Annotated in this window: 14 protein-coding genes and 1 pseudogene; 6 read left to right on the top strand and 9 right to left on the bottom strand. The window is 59.2% G+C overall.

Going from position 1 to position 20,932, the window contains the following annotated elements; all coding sequences use genetic code 11:
- Positions 1-39: 39 nt before the first annotated feature.
- From tagF to FHT86_RS13825, 6 genes are all read right to left on the bottom strand, one after another.
- A complete protein-coding gene (tagF, locus tag FHT86_RS13850; protein ID WP_133707379.1) occupies positions 40-606 on the bottom strand; it encodes a type VI secretion system-associated protein TagF in 567 nt (188 codons plus the stop codon).
- Positions 588-4,058 (bottom strand): type VI secretion system membrane subunit TssM, encoded by a 3,471-nt coding sequence (gene tssM, locus FHT86_RS13845; protein ID WP_166656817.1) that lies wholly within the window; start codon positions 4,056-4,058, stop codon positions 588-590. The genes tagF and tssM overlap by 19 nt, the downstream gene beginning before the upstream one ends.
- Before the next feature lie 68 nt (positions 4,059-4,126).
- Positions 4,127-5,485 (bottom strand): type VI secretion system protein TssL, long form, encoded by a 1,359-nt coding sequence (tssL, locus tag FHT86_RS13840; protein WP_133707377.1) that lies wholly within the window; start codon positions 5,483-5,485, stop codon positions 4,127-4,129.
- Between the two features lie 11 nt (positions 5,486-5,496).
- Positions 5,497-6,822 (bottom strand): type VI secretion system baseplate subunit TssK, encoded by a 1,326-nt coding sequence (tssK, locus tag FHT86_RS13835; RefSeq protein ID WP_133707376.1) that lies wholly within the window; start codon positions 6,820-6,822, stop codon positions 5,497-5,499.
- 114 nt (positions 6,823-6,936) lie between these two features.
- A complete protein-coding gene (gene tagH, locus FHT86_RS13830; RefSeq protein ID WP_133707375.1) occupies positions 6,937-8,268 on the bottom strand; it encodes a type VI secretion system-associated FHA domain protein TagH in 1,332 nt (443 codons plus the stop codon).
- The gene (locus FHT86_RS13825; protein ID WP_133707374.1) at positions 8,259-8,678 is read right to left on the bottom strand and encodes a hypothetical protein; all 420 of its coding nucleotides are present in this window, start codon (positions 8,676-8,678) and stop codon (positions 8,259-8,261) included. The genes tagH and FHT86_RS13825 overlap by 10 nt, the downstream gene beginning before the upstream one ends.
- 737 nt (positions 8,679-9,415) lie before the next feature.
- Here FHT86_RS13825 and FHT86_RS38035 point away from each other — a divergent pair.
- Positions 9,416-9,784: pseudogene (locus FHT86_RS38035) on the top strand (DUF2778 domain-containing protein); the annotation flags it as partial.
- A gap of 374 nt (positions 9,785-10,158) precedes the next feature.
- On the opposite strand, the gene FHT86_RS13815 reads toward FHT86_RS38035, so the two are convergent.
- The 3 genes from FHT86_RS13815 to FHT86_RS13805 all read right to left on the bottom strand — a co-directional run bounded on the left by FHT86_RS13815 (position 10,159) and on the right by FHT86_RS13805 (position 13,059).
- Positions 10,159-11,421, bottom strand: a complete 1,263-nt coding sequence (locus FHT86_RS13815) for a hypothetical protein (RefSeq protein WP_133707372.1) — start codon at positions 11,419-11,421, stop codon at positions 10,159-10,161.
- 199 nt (positions 11,422-11,620) lie between these two features.
- The gene (locus FHT86_RS13810; RefSeq protein WP_133707371.1) at positions 11,621-12,169 is read right to left on the bottom strand and encodes an RNA polymerase sigma factor; all 549 of its coding nucleotides are present in this window, start codon (positions 12,167-12,169) and stop codon (positions 11,621-11,623) included.
- A 143-nt stretch (positions 12,170-12,312) separates the two neighbouring features.
- Positions 12,313-13,059, bottom strand: a complete 747-nt coding sequence (locus FHT86_RS13805; RefSeq protein WP_133707370.1) for a superoxide dismutase — start codon at positions 13,057-13,059, stop codon at positions 12,313-12,315.
- A 593-nt stretch (positions 13,060-13,652) separates the two neighbouring features.
- On the opposite strand from FHT86_RS13805, the gene FHT86_RS13800 reads away from it, so the two are divergent.
- The 5 genes from FHT86_RS13800 (at position 13,653) to FHT86_RS13780 (ending at position 20,772) form a co-directional block, all read left to right on the top strand.
- A complete protein-coding gene (locus FHT86_RS13800) occupies positions 13,653-14,378 on the top strand; it encodes a response regulator (protein ID WP_281413680.1) in 726 nt (241 codons plus the stop codon).
- Positions 14,379-14,401: 23 nt separating this feature from the next.
- Positions 14,402-15,427 (top strand): cytochrome-c peroxidase, encoded by a 1,026-nt coding sequence (locus FHT86_RS13795; RefSeq protein ID WP_246779506.1) that lies wholly within the window; start codon positions 14,402-14,404, stop codon positions 15,425-15,427.
- Between the two features lie 210 nt (positions 15,428-15,637).
- Positions 15,638-18,217 (top strand): two-component system VirA-like sensor kinase, encoded by a 2,580-nt coding sequence (locus tag FHT86_RS13790; RefSeq protein WP_133707368.1) that lies wholly within the window; start codon positions 15,638-15,640, stop codon positions 18,215-18,217.
- A gap of 146 nt (positions 18,218-18,363) precedes the next feature.
- The gene (locus tag FHT86_RS13785) at positions 18,364-19,749 is read left to right on the top strand and encodes an MFS transporter (RefSeq protein ID WP_133707367.1); all 1,386 of its coding nucleotides are present in this window, start codon (positions 18,364-18,366) and stop codon (positions 19,747-19,749) included.
- Positions 19,750-20,442: 693 nt separating this feature from the next.
- Positions 20,443-20,772 carry a hypothetical protein gene (locus FHT86_RS13780; RefSeq protein ID WP_133707366.1) on the top strand — a complete coding sequence of 110 codons (330 nt, stop codon included), beginning with the start codon at positions 20,443-20,445 and terminating at the stop codon, positions 20,770-20,772.
- Positions 20,773-20,932 lie beyond the last annotated feature (160 nt).

Genomic DNA, 20,932 nt, shown 5'->3' with positions numbered 1-20,932 from the left:
CGCCGGGATGTGACGCAGCCCAATGGCGAAGCCCCTCGCTCACCGCCCCAGCATCCGGTTAAATCCAACGCTGTCCGGCAGGCCATCCAGCAGCAATTCTGTGGACGCGACGAACGGGCCTCCTGCGCTCCACCAGCGCGCCTGCCCGGCGGCGGTGCCCAGCATCGGTTCCGGTGGCGAAGCATCGCGTAGTCGCGACATCATCGCCTCAGGCGCCAGATCAGAGGCAATCGCATTCCGACCGATCTGCTCGGCCGCCTCGAGGAAGGCATCGCCGTGATCCGCACCTTCTGCGGCGAATGTCAGGGGAAAGGGCCGCCCGACACGGTCGACGCTTGGCATCCACAGCCCCAACACGGGCTGCCGGCCGCACTGCCCGCCCGGCAAGGCGAAACGCCAGACGGGCGCCACCCGCCACACTTCGGGCCAGGTCTCGCCGAGCATCCGCGGACCATCGGTCAGAACGCGTTGCAGCCATCGGTCCCAGGCCTGAATAAAGTCCGACGACAAACCCGCATGGAGGAAGTCGCCCCGGGACGGGAGTTTGCCGAAGAAGCCTATCGAGGGGCCTGAGGCCTGCCGTGCATTCATTGCAGCACCGGGCATCGAAAATCCTTCAGAAGGTTACGGCCGAACGGATTGCGGGACGATCCGGCGCGCAAGGTGAACCTCGCTTCGTGAATGCCGGACCGAAAGGTAACGGAGAATTCCTGAGGCCGACCGGACGGCGATATCCGCGCCTGCTGCAGCAGCCGAAACAGCGCCCAGGGACCGCTGGCGCCGATGGATCCACTGGCGTCCGCGGCTACGACGTCGCCGGCTTGCCCGAACGTCACGCGCGCCGGGTTAAGTCCATCCGCGCCCGGCCAGGTCAAGGATGCCTGGCCGCTAGCACCATCCGCAGTGCTGATTGTCCTGCCGCCCAGAGTAAGCGTCGCCGGTTCCTCGCCATCGCGCGGAGGCTGCGGCGTGATGTCGAAACGGATCTGCGCCGCCCCGCCGGCCGGGAAGAATGCGTCCCGGATGGCGGCGGCGCGTTGGAACAGGGCCAAGGTGGCTTGGCTCACGGGAGGGGCCACACCGCCAAGTGGCTGTAGCTGCCAGACGGCGGCGTTCATGTTCGCGAAGGGTTTGATCTGGCTTTGGAAATAAGTGTCGAGCACGCCGCCTGGCCCGAACAACCGGGCGAAGTCGTCCAACGGCGCATCCTCGTTGGAAAAGGAGAACGGGAAATGGTGGGGCACCACGGCTTCGCACAGCTTTTTGGGGCCGTCAGTACCGGAAAACGCCGCAGCAGCTGCATGCTGGACGCTGCCTGTGATCATGCTCCGGCCGGAGGCCGCAATCTGCTGCAACCAGCGCGCCAGCGGCGGGGGCTGGCGCTCCGACTCCGCTAGCAGAAGCTGCACTGGATCGCCGCTACCCTGCAGCGTAGCCGGCACATTCGATGCATCGGGGCCGAGTTGGGCAAGTTCCTGCTGCAGCGTGTTGATCAGCCGGAACACGCCGGTGATCGGCTCTGCCTGGCCATCGCCCACAAAGTCTCGAAGCGGCCGAAAGTGCTGATCCAGATCAACAATCGCCGGCATCGAGGAGGCATCGGGTGCGACGGCGCTGCCGATCGCGGCGGCGAGGGATTTCTGTTGTGCCGTCGCGGCGGCGGCTGCACCGCTGTCTCCTGCAGGCGTCGCGGGAGTGCCATCCCCGGTCGGCTTTGCAGTCGGCATGAAGGTCAGTTCCGATGCGATCGATTTTAGCAGGTCGCGCATTGGCGATTGCGGCGCCGACAGCACATAGAGACCCTGGATCGCCGCCGGACGGTCCTCGAACGGCGCCAGTGCGAGATCATTGAGCATGTCGTCCCACTGCTTCTGGAAATCGGCGGCATAGAGTGCGACGACCTCGCGCTCAAGCGTCTGGCTATCCGCTCCAACCGACGGTGTCTCCGGCGTCTGCCCGAAAATCCAGCTTTCGCTGGCCGCAGCCTGCGTCGCCCCAACCAGGTTGGGCAGCAGCACTTTCTGGAAACCCGCGACAGTAAAAAACCCCGGTATTCCCTCGGAAAGCGACTTGCCGGAGACGCGGGTAAAAAGCGAAGAGCCGGCGGAACCGAGCTCGGCGGCTGGTATCCAGTCTGGGACGGACTTCGCCGAGGCGGCGGGGCGAATTCGGCCGTACACCCGGGCAGCGAGCGATACGCGGCTGAAGGACGCGCGCGCGGTCTGCACCAGCGTCCCATCCAAGGTCACCGGCGGCAGCGGGTCCGAAAGCAGCGCGTTCAGGTGCGCGAGCAAATGCTCCCGCAGCTGAGCGTTCAGGACGCCGGGGAATCGAGCCTGCCAGTCGAGCACCATCCAGTCGCGCACCAGGGCGGGATCCAGTGGCCCCGCGCCGCCGAGCATGAGATAGGTCCGCGTTGCTTCAAAGAGAAAATCAGGGTTGTCGAGCTGGCTGCGCATCTGCTGCTCGACCCGCCAGATCAGACGCGGCAGCAGGATCCGCTCCAACGCGTTGTGATAGATTGACCGTTCAACGGCCTCCAGCTTCTCGGACTGCGATAAGCCAAAGACGCCGGCAAGCCAGTTCTCCGGTTCACGCGGCAGCGCCTGCGCGGCATCGAGCAGCGGCACGATGTGGGGCAAGTCGTCATCCGATACGGGATCGAGATTCGCCCCGGCCAGCTGCTGGCGATAACCGGCGATCGCTTCGTCGGCCCGCTCGACGGCCAGGCGGTTGCTTGCCTCCGCACGCCAGAGCCCGAGCGATATCGCAAGCGTCACGGCCGCGATTGCACTGAAGCTCGCGATACGTAGCAAGCGCCACCGCCGCATCCGCTTGGAATTCGCGGAGACGAGCAGCGATTCACCGAGGATGACCTCGCCCAGCATACGCTTCAGGAAATAGCTTCGCCCTGCCACCGGCCGCAGGCTGGGAGCGCGCTTCTGATCGATTCCGAAGGACCGTGACAACATGCCGGTCAGCCGATCGATTGGGGTTCCCTCCTGCGTCGCGGAGGTGATGTAGACGCCACGCAGGAATGGAGCCGGATCAAGGCGGGTACCACCAAAGGCCTGTCCCAGGAAGTCGGCCAGAGGCTCCTGGAGACTGGCGAGTTGCAGCGGGAAGCCGCCAAGCAGTGCGCGCCGATCGGGCGCGCGTTCGGCCTGCAGTCGCTCGAACATCCGTTCGTCCAGGCGGTCCAGCAACAGGCGGAATTCGTCGGTGAAGGTCTCTGCTCCCTTCGCCAGCGGAAAGGTCATGCCCCAAACCTGACCACGGCCCTCCGCATCAAGGTCGTCGAAATATTCATTGAAGCCGACCAACTGGTCCGCCTTGCTGAAAACCATATAGACCGGTACGCGCAGGCGGAGCCGGTCGGAAAGCTCGGTGACGCGCCGGCGCACTGTGCGGGCATGGGCGGCCCGCGTCGCCGGATCGGCGGCCGCAATGTCGGTAAGCGAGACGACGACGATGGCGCCGTTGAGCGGCTGGCGTTTGCGCGTGCGCCGCAATAGATCAAGAAAGCCTTCCCACCCGGCGCGGTCGACGAGGGTATCGGAGTCCTGTGTCGTGTAACGCCCGGCCGTGTCAATCAACACTGCCTCGTCGGCGAACCACCAATCGCACAGTCGGGTGCCGCCGACCCCGCCCACCGCCGTCTCCTCTCCATCCAGTTGACCCATCGGGAAATTCAGCCCGGCATTCAGAAGTGCGGTCGTCTTGCCCGAGCCAGGTGGTCCGATCAGCACGTACCAGGGCTGCTCGTAGAGATAGCCTCGCCGGCCGCCCTTCCGCAGACGGCGAAGGGCGGTGCGCACCCGCTCACGCAGACGTGCGACCTCCTCGGCCGTTGCCGCCCGCACGTCCCGCTCATCCAAGGTCGATTCTTCGGTCAGGCCGGCTGCTAGCGTGTTTTCGCGGCGGCGGCGGACCCAACTGATCGAGCCATTCACACCGGCCCAGATCACGACCATGGCCAGGACCAGCAAGGTGCGGGCGAGATAGCTGTCGAAGCCCGGGATCAGCGGCGCCAAATACCAGACCAACATGCTGGCCATACCGACGCCGGCGAAACTGTACGTCCAGCGATTGACGAAGTAGGCGGCAAGGTATTGGAGGTTTTCCATCAGTCGGTACTTTTCCTATGCAGGACAACTTCAATGCGCCGGTTCTGCTGGCGCCCGTCCGGCGTGTCGTTGGAGGCGATGGGGTCTTCATCGGCCCGCCCCTGCGTCGACAGCCTGGCCGGCTCGTCGATCGCATTCGCGATCACCGCCGCGGCTGCCTGGGCGCGAGCCTTTGACAGCTGGAAGTTCGACGGGAACTTCACCGTGTGGATCGGCTGGTTGTCGGTATAGCCGACAACGTCCACCTGGCCGGGTTCCGTGCGCAATGCCGCACCAATCCGTGCCAGGACGGGCAAGAATCTTGGTTCGACGACAGCGCTGCCCGAACGGAACATGCCGAGGTTGAGGATTCGCACGATCGGCACCGCATCCGTACCGGCTATGGTCACGAGGCCCTGCTTCACTTCGGGATCAAGGAAGCCCGCCAGCTTGTCGAGTTCTCCCGGCACGCGCGGAGCGGGCGGCACGGGCTTGGGCGGGGTAGTGCGGACAATAGTCGGCATCTGTGTCGGGGGAAGCGAACGGGCCGCATCGAATAGCCGGTCCGACGCCCTGTTGATACTGTAGGCGAGCAGTGCGTAGATCAGCACCAGCAAGCCGATTGCAAGCAACGCCGCGAGCCAAACCGGGAAACTCCGCATCTGGCGGTAAGGCGCCGTGATGCCCCTCCAGTGGATCGACAAGCCACGTTCGACCGGCCGTCTCTGCCGCATGATCGCGACATAGGTTTCCTCCCGAACCCGGTCGAGTTCAGCGGGGCCGCGCGCCGACAGCCGGTAGCGGCCTTGCATCCCGAGCGACATGCAAAGATACATGAGCTCAACCACGGGCAGGAAGGTCCCGAGATTCTGGCGCAGTTGCTCCAGCAGATCGAAGAAGCGTTCGCCACTACGCACTTCCTGATGGAAGGTCGAGACCAGCGACGCGTCCGCCCACGGGCCGCGGCTTCCCCAGGGGGTGTTTTGCACCACGTCGTCCAGGCTGGCACAGAGCGCATAGTGCGACAGGCGAATCTGCTCCATGGGCAGGCTCTGGTCGCGCAAGGCCTTCTCGAAACGGCGCATCTCCTCGATCGCGCTCTCCCGCAGGCTGGCTGGGTCCGGAACCGAAAAGGCGTTGCGCAGCCGTGCCACCAGCGACAACAGCGGCGCCGCGGCCGCCACGATCGGCGATGCCCCGATGGACGGCAGTTCGGCGAATTCGATCCGGGTCTCGGGCCCCACGGGCACACCGGCGTCGGCCTCGGCTGGGGCAGGCGGAGGCGCGGTAGTGGGCGGGCCGGCGGCACGCCCCCCGGGGATCGGGCGGATGATCGTGCTTTCGTCGTCTCCCGGTTCGGCAAATGGATTGTCGCTCATTCAGGACTCTCTCAGCTGCGGATGGACCAAAGATCCAGCGCCAAGTTGGGGAAATCTCCCGACACATGGATGGCGAAGCCGCCGGACGACTGCATCTGCTGCCAATGCGGGCTGTTGCGATCCAGCTCGAAATACTGCGCGCCAGCGATGAACGGCATCTGCCGCGGGGCCACCGGCAGTGGCTGCAGGTCGATACCGGGCAGCGCTACGTTGACGAGCTCGCGGATATGCTCGACCGCTCCGACCTTCGCCTTGCCCGGGAAGGTGCGCCGCAGCGCCTCCGCCGCCATATCGGCCTGCACCACGAGCACGAAGCTGGTTCCGTTAAGAAGCGTCCGGTCTACGATCGGGCCGACGCGCACGCCGTGCTGGCGCTCCTGCAGCGGAATGCGGATGGCCGTCTGTTCGAGGACGGCCGACAGCGAACGGCGGACATCGGCCACAACCGGCGTGAAGCTGCGCTGCAGATCCTCATGCCGATAGGCCGGATAGCTGTTGGGGCGGCGCCGCGCATCGGTGAAGGTAGCAAACTCACCGGCCATCTGAATCAGCGTGCGATAGAGGGTTTCGGGATGAATGTTCCCGGAATCCGCCAGGTGACTGACCAGGGCTTGCCAGCGATTGACCGATTGCAGCAGCAGGAAGTCGGCGACCTCGGTATTGCTCTTGGTCCCGACTGCGGTCACTCGCGCCGCGATTGCCTCGCCGCGCTGGTTCAACATGCCGGCGAGCTCCACCAGCAGCGCGGCCAGCGGTGCCACCGCCGAGCAGGTCAGGGCTGGCGCAATCCAGCGCTCGTCAAGCACGACGCGCCGGTCCGGCGTGACCTCGGTGATGCGCGCCAGCGGCAGGCAGATATACCCGTCACGATCGTCGGTCTCGAGCACGTAGCGCAGCCTCAGCTGCCCGATCTGCAATTCCGCGGGCTGCGGCGTGCCCGAGTGAGTGTCGTACGCTTCGAACGGATGCAAGCGATAGCGGCCCTCCTCATTCATGGATCCGATCTCGAGCGAACCCTTTTGGCGGACCTGGACCGCGAGGTAGACAAGCACATTCCTCGCCGTATCGGCCACCACCAGCGGAGGTGGAAGATCTGCGTCGCCGGGAATGGCGAATGGTGTGCCGTCTTCGAAGACGCCGGCCGCAGAAGCAACCGCGAACCGCCCGGTCGCCAGGAGGTCGCGCGAGATGGTCATGTCTGTCAGGCCCCAGGGATGGGGCCGCAACGCGCCGACACTGCCCCGGATTTGGCCCTCGACCCAGCGGTCCTGCTGCTGGAAATGCTGGGCACGAAGGAACATCCCTTCCTGCCATGCGATCCGACTGCTCCACGTCACGTCGTTCTCCTCAAAAACCTATCCTGCGCCGCCCGCTGCGCCTGTGGCATGCGGATATCCATCGCCGCCTGTCTCATCACTGGGAAATTGCATTCAGTCGGCCACGGTGCAGCGCTATTCATCAAGCTGGTCCGCAATCTCGGTCATCGCCTGCTCATAGGCCCGGGCGAAGGACTTGCCGAACGCGCTGTCAAAGTCGTCGGCAAGCGCCTGCAGGATGCTGCCATGCAGGGCTTCATAGGCATCCCAGCTGCGTGCCTTGTACCGTCCCGGCATAATGTCCAACGTTTCGTGTTCGATCCCCCGCTTCACACGCGCCGGATCAAGTTCGGCGATCAGATGCTGCACCGCTTGCTGCATTGCCGATGACATCGCCAGCTCATGCAGGCGCATGTCCCGCAATGCATCGGCTATTGCATCCTTCGCAGTCATGTCGCGGCGGCCACCGACTGCGAGCAGCGCCGCCAATGCATCCTCGTCGCTCGCGGAGAATTTCAGCGGGTTGTTGCCGACGGGGCGGATGACAGTCTGTTCAATGCGGAATTCGCCCTTGATCGCTGCCCGGGCGATCATCATACGGCGAAGGCCGGTCACCATTGCGCGGAATGCCTCGCCCATTCCGCGCAGCAATTCCATAGGCTCGCCCTGCATTGTGCCCTGCAGCCCCGCCCCTGCGATGAAGGCAGCCAGCGCATCCATCGAGGCTCCATTCTGAGCCGCGAAGCCGGCCGCTTGCGGTGCTAGGTCCGAGACAACAGACGGTACGGATACCTGTGGAAATGCGGCGGGTTCCGCGGCCACCGGCAGCGCTGATTCGGCTGATTCCGGCACGGCGTCGTTCGGTCCCGGTGAGTCCCAATCCTCCGGCAGCAGTTCGAAGGAGGTGCGAGGGGCGCGGAAATTCTCTTGGATTACCGGCACGTTATCGGAAATCGCCTGAGGCGAGCCGATAAACTTGTCAACCGACCAGCCGTCTGGCCCGGCATTCAGCGACAGGTCATCGGATTTGAGGGCGACGGCCATCGGATCTGTCCCCATCGCGGGGAAAGGGTCTCGCGTCAGCCGGTCGCTGGCGAGATAGCCGGGGTTGCCGTCCTGGATCGGGCTTTCGAGGCTCGCTTCCGATGGCTGACGATCGAAAACCGCTTCGATCTCATACGCGCCGAACACAAGCCGGTCGCCGTCCCTGAGCACCCGCGGCGTATCGACGTTGAGCCGGTCAGTCTCTTGATTGAGAAAAGTGCCATTGGTGCTGGTGTCCGTCACCCACCAGACCTTGCCATCGAAGGCCACGGCGCAATGCCGCTTGGACAGCACGCGCTGCGGATCTGGCAGGACCCAGTTGCATTCGGTCCCTCGGCCGATGGTAAATTCGCCACCGCTCACGTGCCGCGTTTCCGGCGGAACTCCATCGGGACAGCGCAGGATACTTAATGTCAGAGCCATGGCACTGCCCCCAGTTTCGGCCACGCCGCCACGCCCCGTTCAGCCGCGGCGCGAGTGCAGCGATAGACCTGAACCTCCGCAATGTCCGTGAGAAGGTTCGCATGTCCGTTGTTTTGCCACGCGTATTTCGAGTTTGCGTAGAGGCGGTCCTTCACGCCCGGCACCAGATTGAGTGTGTTGGTTTCACCGCCCGCGATCCTGAGCAGGGCGTGCTGGCCGAGCGCATCGTAATTGACCGTCAGCAGGCGGGCCTGATGGCCGCTGCTCGACGCGCCGCCCTGAAAGCCAGAGGCCACATCGGACGGTACACATCGGTAGCTTGCCACGGTGCGCGCTCCAGAACTCGAATCGAGCTGAACGCAGCCTGCAAGTGCGGCGACACATATGATGGCGAACCCGAACCTGATCATTTGAATCCTGTAATCCAACCTGCCGACGCCGTGTGTTGTGGCAAATAGCCCCGTTCACCAGGGCCAAATTCACTACAGCAATGAGCACGGACTATCGGAAGCCAAGGCTACGGCTTTGTTTCAGGGCGACGCGAAATTGCTACAATTGCAACGCTTGCGGCCTACGCATCATGACGCGCCAATCCGTCTGTTACGCGCGTAACGTCTTTTGGGAACGATGAAATAAACCGGTAGCGCACCGTCACCAATTTGCTCGCCTGAAAGGGAGATTGGGGATGGACCTACAATTCGGCGAGCATGCAAGGCAGACAGATTTTTCAGGCCAGGCAGCGGACATCGGATTATTCCGCACAGCGCGGTCGACGACACGCAGGATCACTACGACACACGCTTCAGCCCTGGTCGCTGATGGTCACATAGGTCGGGGGATTCTTTCCTATACCGTCAGGGGTGCCATCGCGTTAGGCCTTGGTGCACTCGTCTCAGCTGTTACGCCGGACGTCTGTCTTGCAGCGCCTCCCGTGACAAAGGAAGCGCCGGACACGCCAAGTCTCATCGCTTCCGCAGAACCCTACAGCCCAACTATCGATCCAGAGATTTCCTTGCGTCCCATGCCAATTTCGCCAATTCAAGGCAGATGGAGAGCCGCCATTCCTAATGGCGAACTTGAGGACCAGGTCATTCGTGGAGCTCAACGACATGGCCTCAAACCGATATTCCGTACCGCTAAATTGACTGCCGTTTACGATATTGCCGCCCATATCGTCTACATGCCAAATGGCGAGCGATTGGAAGCCCATTCGGGGCTCGGCGATATGTTGGACGATCCCGATAAGGTGCACGAAAAAAATCGCGGGCCCACACCACCAAATGTCTATGATCTCGTGTTGCGCGACCAACTTTTTCACGGCGTGCAAGCGCTGCGCCTGATCCCGGCAGGCAGCGGCGACGTCTATGGCCGCGACGGTTTCCTTGCGCACAGTTACATGCTCGGCCCGCAGGGCTTTTCAAATGGATGCGTCGTCTTCAAAAATTACGACAAATTTCTGAGAGGGTACGTTAGGGGCGAAGTCAAACGCTTGGTCGTCGTCGCCCATGTGAATTCGATAGATCGCGATGGCAATTCTGAGCGAGATGGAAGACCGCAGGTCAAAGTTTGCGCTGCTAACGTCCGCCATGTCGATCGTCATGGCCCCGGCCAGGGGCACGCATTGCCCGCCGGTTGCGGGGCGATATATGGAGGCGCGCATCGCGAAGTCCTCCGATCCACTCAGCGCAGCAAGGGGATGGGCATGATCGATGCCCGCATCAATCAACCACTACGCCGACCAGCCAGGCCAGCCGTGAAGGACTCGTGACATCACGGCGGCGGCTTTGGGAAAGGCGGCGGCATTTCATGTGAGGCTAGTCACATCGGTTTCTGCGCACCACGGCGATCTCGCCATGGTGCGTCGCGTCGCCCGTGATCCGGATCCGAATGCTATTTCGAATTCAACACAAGAACATTGTGCACGTCATCGAGCAGATGCGCGATTGGCGCCCGACTGGCATGATTGATATGCAATATCCCGTCCATTGTGATTGCAGACAGCGTCTGCGTGTCTGGTCGACTGCCGCTAATATGCGCGGGATAGAGCGAGGTCAGTCGCAGCCGGCCGTACTGTGTCCTGAGCGCGCCATCCCCGTAATTGCTAACCATGATGTCGTGATCGAAAAAGCCGCCGGGATCGACTGTTGTGGGATCGTAGGGGTCCGCCTCGGCCGAAACCACCTGTTTTATTGCAAGCGCCCCCCGCCGTGCGGCCTCGAGCGTATACGAAGTCTGCATCGAGCGTTTGAGATTGCGAGCAAAGTCCCAGAAAGCAATCGGGTTGCTCGGGCCCAGAATGGTGGGGTGGATCGTCGTTAGGACTCCAGCAACGTCTGATAAGCCAAGCAGCGGGCGAAGATCCATCGGTGACAGGCAAATCACTGTTCGCTCGCGCCAATTTATCGCATTGCGACGGCCGACAATGAGAGCTGCCGTTACCAAAGCGGCATGAACTGTTGTGCCCTCCAATCGCGCCCGCTCCCGGATCACATCGAGTTCTTCTTTTGGCACACGACGGTTGGTCACGCGGGCGGGAGGCAAAGACGAAGGTGGAGACGATCGTGTCCATGCATCAATCAGAGGCTTGTGATAGCCCGGGTCCGGTGCAGGAAGACCGAGAAGTTCATTTTTGGACGTCAAAAGGGGATGCGGCCCGGCTAGTGCTTCACCGGAAGCGGCGGCAACGAGGTCCCGAAGGATTCCAACGTTCGTGCGACCGTCAAACGCTGCATGATGTCCTACAAAGGCCACTGTGCAGCGTTCCCGTTGGTAGGCTAGGACCACGCGACCAAGCGGTCCGCCCCCCAAACCGAAGGATTGGTCGAGCTCCTGTGAGATCATCTCTTCCGGTGACATCTCCGCCTTTACCTGCAGGAGGCGCAAAGGAGGTGATTCATCGTTCATCCAGCGAAAATAAGGCCGTCTTCCAGGGCTCTTCGTTATGGAGGCCGAAAGAAGCGGATACCGGGCTCGAACCGCTTTCAATGCGTTCTCCCAATCCGAGACCTGCGACGGTCCTTCGATTTCTGCAAGAACCAGTGCGAGGCGGCTGTTTGTCGGCTCGGTCGTCCAGAAGAATTCCGAAAGCGCGTCGAGGGTCCCGAGATTTTCGGAGTTGGAAGCCTCTTGGCGCGCAATATCTGTGTTGGCCATGTGTTTTCCTATTGCGAATACCGAGTAGAGTTGGAGCGAGCCAGAACTTGCTCGCCGGCAGAGAAATTATGGCTCCAGGCCGGGTTCGCTTCGCCCCCAGCTAGATGCAATGCCAGCAGGGACCACCCGCTGCTCACGGCTAGTGTGCGATCGGAGGCCAACGAGGAGGCCAATGAGGATAAGACGCGTTTTACCCAGCCTAGACATCGCGTGTTCTTGTCCCAACCCGCACTGCCGCGTTCGAATGATCTTCACTGGCAAGTCTGACCCGCGCGCTGGCGAGACGGCTCATGACTGTTCCGATCGGGATAGCAAGCAGATCCGCAACCTCACGATAGGAGAGCCCTTCCACATAGGTCAGGAACACGACCGTGCGCTGCGCCTCAGGCAGGGCATCGACCCGGCGCAAGATCTGATTAGCCAATGTGCGGGTCTCGATGTCACGTGCCCCATCTAGCACGAGCGAGGAACTCGCCTCGACGAAGCCTTGACCCATCCGAATCCGGCGGGACCGAACCTCATTGATCCAGATTGAATGCAGGATGGACAGGAGCCATCGATCGAGCCTTGTTCCTGGCTGATATTGTTTGGTGTGTTCAAGTGCCCGAAGGCATGTCGCCTGGACAAGATCCTCGGCCACATCCCGTCGTCGCGAGAGCACGAGGCCGTATCGCCACAACCGCCCCAGATGGGCGACCAGCTCATGTCTGATGTCGTGCTCATTCGTCGTGATGCTTTGCGTCTTCATCCAGCATGGCCATTGTTGTCCACGCGCCTATTGGGGGCCATGGAGCCACCAAACGCGCGACCGTTGATCGTTGTGAAGGTTTGCCCATGTCAGGCAGACCGCCGTCACGGAGTTCTGATCGAGCCGAAGGCCGGCAATTTCGCTCAGATTGCCAACGTTCCATGCTTGGCGGCGGCATAGCGTTCGGCGATCTTTTGCCAGTTTACGAGGTTCCACCATGCCTTCAGATAGTCGGGGCGGCGGTTCTGGTATCGAAGATAATAGGAATGCTCCCACACATCGTTGCCGAACAGCACGCGCTTGCCATCCATCAGCGGCGTGTCCTGGTTGGAGCGCGCTTCGATCGCCAACGTGCCTTTGGCGCTGACCGTTACGAAAACCCAGCCCGATCCAAAGACACCGCCGCCAGCGGCGTTGAAATCGGTCTGGAACTTCTCCAACCCGCCCAAATCGCGGTTGATGGCCTGCAATACCTCGCCGTCGGGCTTGCCTCCGTTGCCGCTCATGACGAGCCAATACATCGAATGGTTGACGTGGCCGCCCAGATTGTTGCGGACCGTGGTGCGCACGTGCTCCGGCACATGGTTGAGATGGGCAAGCACGTACTCCATCGGTTGCTCGGCTATCTGCGGCGTCATCTTCGCGATCTCGTTCAGATTGTTGACATAGGAAGCGTGGTGCTTGTCATGGTGGAGCTCCATGGTCTGCGCGTCGATATGTGGCTCGAGCGCGTTGACCGCGTAGGGGAGTGGCGGCAGCACGAAGGGGGCGCCAGCACCAGCGGCGTTCGCATTGTTGTAGGACTGCTGCGCAATCGCCGCACGCGAAGCCGCAAAGGCGGTTGCACCGGCAGCGGCGACCAAGAGACTGCGGCGGGAAATTGTGGTCATGTCATGCTCCGTTTTCTTGAGGAACCCTAAGTCCGCAGGGCCGGCGTTGGTGGCGTCATGATAAGTTCCTGCCAAGTGCCGGTTAGGGGTCGGAGATCGAGCAGCCAGTGCGGACAACCGACGGGAGACTCAAAACCCGTGAGCGCCACGCCAGATCCTCATCGAACTCAGAAACCGCGACGTTGTTTGCGGCCCCTATTTACTGGGCACGGGCGATTTCATGCCCATGTCAGAGTGGCGTGACATGGTTTCAGATGTAATCCGCAGCTTCGCGGGAATTTGAACACAAATGACATGAACGTCTGCAGTCGGAACTTAGCCAGCGAAGTTCCTCGCGAACCGAACGGTTAATCCCTTTTCGGCACGCAGGTTCCGGACAAAACAAGCAGATGCTTGTTTGCCGACCTTCCGATGAACCGACGAAGCGTGCTTCTCAAAGCGTCGCCTGCGATTTTGATTGTGAGGCGCTGTCTGTTACATTTGTAACCATCGCCTCGTTTTTCGAAACAAGTCTGAAATTGGACGCCAGTAGGCGACGGAATTCAATCGACGTTATGCGCGATCTCGCGCTTATGACTTACGAAGGTGGACGCTTGAAACATGTCCTGGTGATTGACGATGACAGCACCATTCGTCAGCTCTTAATCGATTATCTCTCGCAACATGCGCTTAAAGTCAGTGCCGTCAGCGACAGCCATCAGATGACGCGCGTCCTTTCAACCGAGATCATTGATCTGGTCATTGTCGACCTGAATCTGGGCCATGAAGACGGGCTGGAAATCGTTCGCAATCTCGCGACCAAGTCCGATGCGCCGATCATCATCATCAGCGGCGATCGGCTGGAGGAGGCAGACAAGGTCGTCGGCTTGGAACTTGGGGCGACGGACTACATCGTCAAACCGTTCGGTATGCGCGAATTATTGGCTCGCGTGCGAGCGGCGTTGCGGGAAAGGCCTGTCAAGCCGATTGCGCAAGACCGAAAGTCCTATTTGTTCAATGGCTGGCGCCTCAATCTGAAACTGCGCAGGCTGATTTCAGAGACAAAGGAAGAAATCAAACTGACGGCGGGTGAATTCAATCTTCTGGTGGCTTTCCTTAATGCTCCCCGACAGATCCTGTCACGCGAACAACTCATCGCCACCAGCCGAGTGCACGAGGAGGAAGTGTTTGATCGCAGCATCGACGTTCTGATTCTCCGGCTTCGGCGCAAACTCGAACGCGATGCGTCCAATCCTACCCTCATCAAAACAGAGCGTGGCGTTGGCTATTTCTTCGATGCTGAGGTGGACGTTGAACACAGCAGAAGAAATGCCTCCTAATGACGGTGGTCCGATCGAGCTTCATGGTTGCCAAAGCTGCCGCGAAGCGCCTGTCGGCTTTTTCAGCGGTATGGTTGCTCATAGTGCTGAGCGTAGCCGCAGCTACGACCATGGCGTTGGCAAGCGGTCGCAGTCAGCGGGAGCCGATCACGCCCCTTGAGGCTGTGCCAGATCTTGATCCAGCGAAGGTCGCACTGGGCAAGCAACTATTCAATGATCCGATCCTTTCGGGAAAGGGAAAATTGGCATGTTCATCCTGCCATGATCTTAACGCCGGCGGCACTGTCAATCTGAAACGCACTGTTGGGTACGATGGCAAGATGCATCGGTTCAACGCACCCTCCATTTTCAATGTCGCAAACAATTATCGTCTCGGCTGGCGAGGTAACTTCACATCGCTTGCAGCACAGAACGACGCAGTGCTTCTCGATCCGAACCTAATGGCAAGTCAGTGGGGACCATTGGTTGCCAAATTGCAGGCGTCCAACGTCTATGGCGCGGAATTCCAACAGATCTATAATCGCGATGTTGAAAGAAACGACGTGCTCGACGCCCTTGTGACGTTCGAACGCTCGCTTACGACACCCAATTCGCGATTTGATCAATATCTGCGCGGCGAAAGTGACGTGATATCCTCGCAAGAGAAAAAGGGTTACGAGCTTTTTAAGAGCTACGGATGCGTGTCATGTCACCAAGGTTCTAATGTTGGTGGGAATCTGTTCGAGAAATTTGGGATTTTTGGCGACTTCGGGCCCAACCCGTCCTCTGATAATGACGGCGATCTCGGCCGATGGACCATAACGCACGACGACAAAGACAAGGGCGTCTTCCGGGTTCCAAGTCTGAGGAATGTCGAAATGACATCTCCCTATTTCCACGACGGACGTGTTGCGTCCTTGCCGGAAGCTGTGGCGATTATGTCTCGCACGCAACTTGGTCAGGTCCTGTCGCAGGATGACGTCGACGCGATCGTCGCATTTTTGAAAACTCTGACAGGCGAATACAACGGTCGCTTGCTTGATGCCCCTTCACCATCTGGCCCACAATGAGCGCGAACGCGATGTTGGAACCAGTTTGTGCCGGCATTCGGTGAGCCATGTGTATTCTGGTCCTGTTTTATCTCGGTAACTCTATGAACAGCCCAATAAGCTCTAGCCCCTACGGTCCCGCTCTCCCAGCCACTATATAGACGGATCTCGCAGGCTTACTGGCAATGGTCGCCAATCCCATTGCGAAGCGTAGACATAAGGCACGTATGGATGGTCGCAGTCGCAAAGCATCACCTCCAAAGGATCGCTGGGAAGCCTTGGGCCACCGTCGTTGCGATACTCTGTGCAATCCTATTTGCAATTTTGGCAGCCGGTCGTGGTCCCGACAAAGAAACGCACGAAGCCGTACTTGCCGCCTTTCGTCTGATCGACTTGAACAATTCGGCGCTTCAACGGGACGTCTTGCAGACACGGGCCGGGTTGCTCAACAACTATGATCCGCTCGACGCCTCTATGGGCGGTCTCCACGATATGCTTGGGCAATTGAAATCGCTTTTTAGGAAAACAAACCTTAACGACAACGAGAAGCTGGCTGCACTTCTTGAGCAACTGTCCGCATCGATCGACAGAAACGAGACACTCGTCGAGCAATTTAAGACGAAGAACGCACTTCTGCATAACTCTCTCAGCATCTTCAGTAAAATTCTCACCGACCTAAATGAGCGCCCTTCGTCCGACTTGCAGGGATTGCCTGCGAATTTCGATGAATTGGGTAATTTGATGTTGCGTTTTTCCGGCTATCCTGACGCGGATCTTGCGCGACGCATCAACATCCTGCTCCATTCGACATCGTGGGCAAATTCGACCGATAACGTCCTCGTCTCGCAACTGGCGACATTGGCAGTGCATGGCCACATGATTCTGATGACCTTGCCGTCGGTGAATAACATCGTTGCCGATATTCAAACATCGGACGCTCCCCAGCGCGCTCAAGATCTGCAAATGGAGTATCTAGGGGCTTATAGCGCGCTCAATCTGCGCGCCATGTGGAGCAGAATTTTCCTCGGAACAATTTCGATCATCCTCTGCATTTACATTCTGTTTCTTGTGTATCGTCTTCGTCTGCAAACCGACCGTTTGACACGCCGGCTCAATTTCGAGGATGTCATGAGCCAGATAAAAAAGAGGTTCGACAATGAATCCTCGCCCGATTGCGTAGCGGCTATCCACGACACGCTGAACCTTCTCGCAGTTTTTTTCGACGCCACGCACCATGAACTGATCATCTCCAATGTCGAAACGGGCCTGGTACAGGAAGTCTATGAGAATCACAGTAGCGGAACTGCCCTTTCGAAGACGCTCATGTCGGACTTCCTGGACGATCTGCGACGCAATGCTGCTGCGCAACAGACACCTCGACAACGCTTTTTCTATCAGAACTTGCAAAGCCACAACGAGCTTGCGTTTACGCGAAACGCCCTGAGCGCGGGGGTTGCGGTCGGCATGCAGATTTCTGCACGTTATGCCGCGATGATTATCTTCGAATATAAGGAGTCTCGGCCGAAAGCGGGCAGTGATGAGGTGGAATTGTTGCAGCACGCCATCGATCTCGTCATTCAGTGTGTCGACCGAGTTCGCAAACGACACGAAAGAGACATCCTCGAGCATCGCCTGGAGCATGCGGAGAGGCTCCAGGCCGTTGGGACCTTAGCCGGTGGAATCGCCCACGAATTCAATAACATACTTAGCTCTATGCTTGGGTATGGCGAGATGGCATTGCAGATCCTGCGACGGCCTTCCCCGACGAGGCACTACGTTAACGAGATCGTCTCGGCCGGTGAGCGGGCGAGGCTGATCATCGACCAGATACTGACATTGAGCCGCAAGCGTGAACGCAGCAGCAGGCCTTTTGATATGGTTGAAGCCGTATCGGACATTCTACACCTTTTGAAAGTATCCCTTCCGGAATCGCTCGAACTATCGCCCCGCTTCGCTGACCGGCCGGCCGTTGTCCTCGGCAATCCGATAGAGATCCAGCAGATCCTTATGAACCTCTGCAAAAATGCCTCGGAGGCGTCGCCCGATGGTGGAAAAATCGACATCGAGGTGTCGCCTGTCGTAACCCGATCCACCCGACCACTTTCACACGGTGTATTACCATCCGGCAGCTATATTCGCCTCAGCGTCACGGACCAAGGCGAAGGCATACCGGATTCCATTTTGCCTCATATCTTTGAACCGTTCTTTTCGACGAAATCCCATGCCGGCGGAACCGGCCTCGGCCTTGCGGCCGTCCACGGAAACGTGGCGGCGCTTGCGGGGCATATCAACGTCGACAGTGCAGTTGGGCGAGGAACGCGCTTCGATCTGTTCTTTCCGGTATGCCACCAAGCTCCCGTACCCTTGCGACAATTCTTTCACGAAGAAAAGGTGCCCTATGGCAACGGTCAGACCGTCGTCATTCTCGAGAAGGAGCAGAAACTCCTGATGATGCACGAGGAGAAACTCGCTGCTCTCGGGTACGAGCCCGTGGGGTTTGTTGAGCTAAGCGGGATCTTGAATTGGCTGCAATCGAATGAACGACGGCCCGACCTGGTTGTTCTCGACGTTGCCTCGCTTAAGGATACGGTGACTCTGTCACAACTGGACGAGGATTTGAGCGACATTCCCTATCTCCTCATCAGCGATCAGTATCGGACCGGGCCGTTGAGCGAGCAAAACCTCAAACGATTGGGGGCTCTGAAAAAGCCGCTCAACTCCAAGAGTCTCGCGGACGCCATTCGCAGAAAAATCGATACCGGTGCCGACGCACAACGAGGCCGGGTCGGAAGCAAGGCTGTTGGAGGCTGACGCGATATCGCGGCCTCTCAGCTACGAGCCTCCAAAATGTCCCCGCCATTTCATTTGTAACGGAATTCTGCTCGTTTGAAGCGAGGGAGTAGCTTTCGCACGATACCTGCCGATTGTAGCGTCATGAGAAGACGACAACCGGCGAAATGTCCAGGATTTCAGGGGATTGGTTTGTGCGTGTGTTAAAGGGAAGAAGCAATTCTGCGGGCGTCTCGGTGAAGCCTCGGCCCTTGAGCCCGCAGGATTATCGGCTCCTAGGACTAGCGGCTCTGGGCGGCGCGCTGGAGTTTTACGATTTCATTATTTTTGTCTTCTTCGCCGTCGTGATCGGCAAGCTCTTTTTTCCGCCTGGAATGCCCGAGTGGCTGTTGACGATTCAGGTCTTTGGGATCTTCGGTACGGGGTATCTCGTGCGGCCGCTCGGTGGGATCGTGCTCGCCCATTTCGGTGATCTCTTCGGACGCAAGCGCATCTTCGCATTTTCAATATTGCTGATGGCGCTCGCGACGCTCGGAATGGCGTCTCTGCCGGTATACGCATCGATCGGAGTGGCTGCGCCAGTGCTGCTTGTGATCACGCGTATTCTGCAGGGAGCGGCCATCGGGGGGGAAGTTCCGGGCGCGTGGACTTTCGTCGCGGAACACGTTCCCTCTCGCCAGGTCGGCTTTGGCTGCGGCGTTCTCTGTGCCGGCCTTACTTTGGGAATTCTGCTTGGAGTCTTAGTTGCCGCCCTAATCAATGAGGTCTTCACGCCGGCCGATGTTGCCGCCTTCGCGTGGCGCATTCCCTTCTTTATCGGTGGCATTTTTGGGCTGATTGCGGTGTATCTGCGTCGCTGGCTGCGGGAAACGCCGGTGTTCACCGAAATGGAGAGGCGTCATCGTCTTGTTCCGGAGCTTCCGCTCAAGGTTGTTTTGCGTGACTACCCGCACAGCGTTGTCATCTCTATGTTGTTGACATGGTTCCTTTCTGCCGGTGTTGTCGTCACAACGTTGATGACCGCGACCTTCCTGCAGCAGCTCTACGGATACACAGCACAACAATCTCTTCTCGCGACCGGTTTCGGCACGCTGTTTCTTATCTTCGGCTCTGCTGCTGCGGGTGCGATTGTGGACAGGATAGGCTCAAGAGGATTTTTTGTGGCGGGAAGCATATTCTTTGGCGCCGCTACATTCACCTTCTATAGTTTCGCAGCCGCATCACTGCCGATTGCTCTTGCTCTCTACGCATTTATGGGACTTTCCGTTGGTGTCGCAGGAGCCGTCCCCTACGCAATGGTGCGGGCCTTTCCCGCGTGTGTGCGTTTCACGGGTGTTTCTTTTTCCTATAATTTATCCTACGCGGTCTTCGGCGGTCTGACGCCCGTCACTGTGGCCTTGCTGCTGCCGCTCAATCCGATGGCACCTGCATATTATCTCCTGTTCATCGCCGCCCTGGCGCTCGGGATTGGACTCTATCTTTACAAGAACGGTGACAGGCTGGAGTTCCCTGCGGGTATTGAAGAACGCTCGGTCGTTCCGTCTCAGCAATAGGCTTGCAACGATGGTGTGCTGCCTATGCCATCTGGATTTTTTACCGTTTTGATGAAATCTACGACGCGTCCTGAGCTCTGTCGACACGGCATGGGAGCCGCTTATTTCCAAATCGAGCCGCCCCCAGCCATGATCCGGCGAGGGATTTGGAATCCTGGTTACGCCTTGATTGCGATGGGCGGGGAAATGCGGCGTTTGCGGCTTGCACCCGACTATCGGTAATCGGGGGAGTAATCCTCGCCTGCGCGCGACGACGCTCCGCCTTTTACATTATAAAAGTCCCTGAGGCCTATGTCGTACTGAAGGTGTGGCGTTAGTTCATCAATTCGCGCCGGTTGAGAGCGGAAGAAATATTCCACAATTCGACGAAGGGTCGTCGGGGAGACCTGGCTGCGCGACTTCAATGATCTGTTTTTGGCAACTGCAATTGGTAAAGCGTTGAACGGCCGAGTGGCGTTGACAGAATTCTCCATGAGTACCTCCTTTAAAGGCTACCCAAGTATTGTCGCTGGATGTTCTAATGCTGTTTCAAAAGCCGCCTGTCCGGTTACGCTTGTAGCGCCAATATCTCTATATTGCGTCGAAAATATTGGGGCACTTCTTTCGTTTCATCTAAAATATAATGTCTGTTTATTGTGATGATTGCGTAATTTTCGAAGGTAATTCTCCGGTTTGTTAAATCGGAGGTCCGGAATGTCCAGTGAAAATGTGAGCACTGATCGTGATGACGTAAAGCGAATGCTTTACCCACGCCTCGTGGCCGTCAATGGTTCTTTGTTGTTGCCTCTGAATCCAGTGGATTCGCCAGCCGCAACTCGGCCAGTTGACCTTGCGCAACCACAAGATAGAGCGACATCATTGATATTGCGCATCATTTTCGATGGGCTGGCTCTGGCTGGGACGTCAATGTATCCAGAGCTGTCGGCGCTATATGCCGACGACGCGGAGCAGCAAACAGTTGGTGCCGAGCAAGCAGATCTCGCCCGACCTTGCTGGCTGAAACGTATATGGTCTGCCCTCTAATGGCGTTTCGAGCCGCAGAATCCCATCGACAATGGCAGGCATCGCACAGGGCTTGCGCCGATCGAGGCCAACCAAACCCTGTGCGTGCTTCCAGGAGCAGAAGGTGGCTCGCAACTGCGCTCTATTCGACAATTGCAAAACCTGTTTGACGGGACGAATC

Source organism: Rhizobium sp. BK313 (assembly GCF_014193655.1).
Lineage (GTDB): Bacteria > Pseudomonadota > Alphaproteobacteria > Rhizobiales > Rhizobiaceae > Rhizobium.
This window is presented reverse-complemented; position numbering and strand designations above follow the sequence as displayed.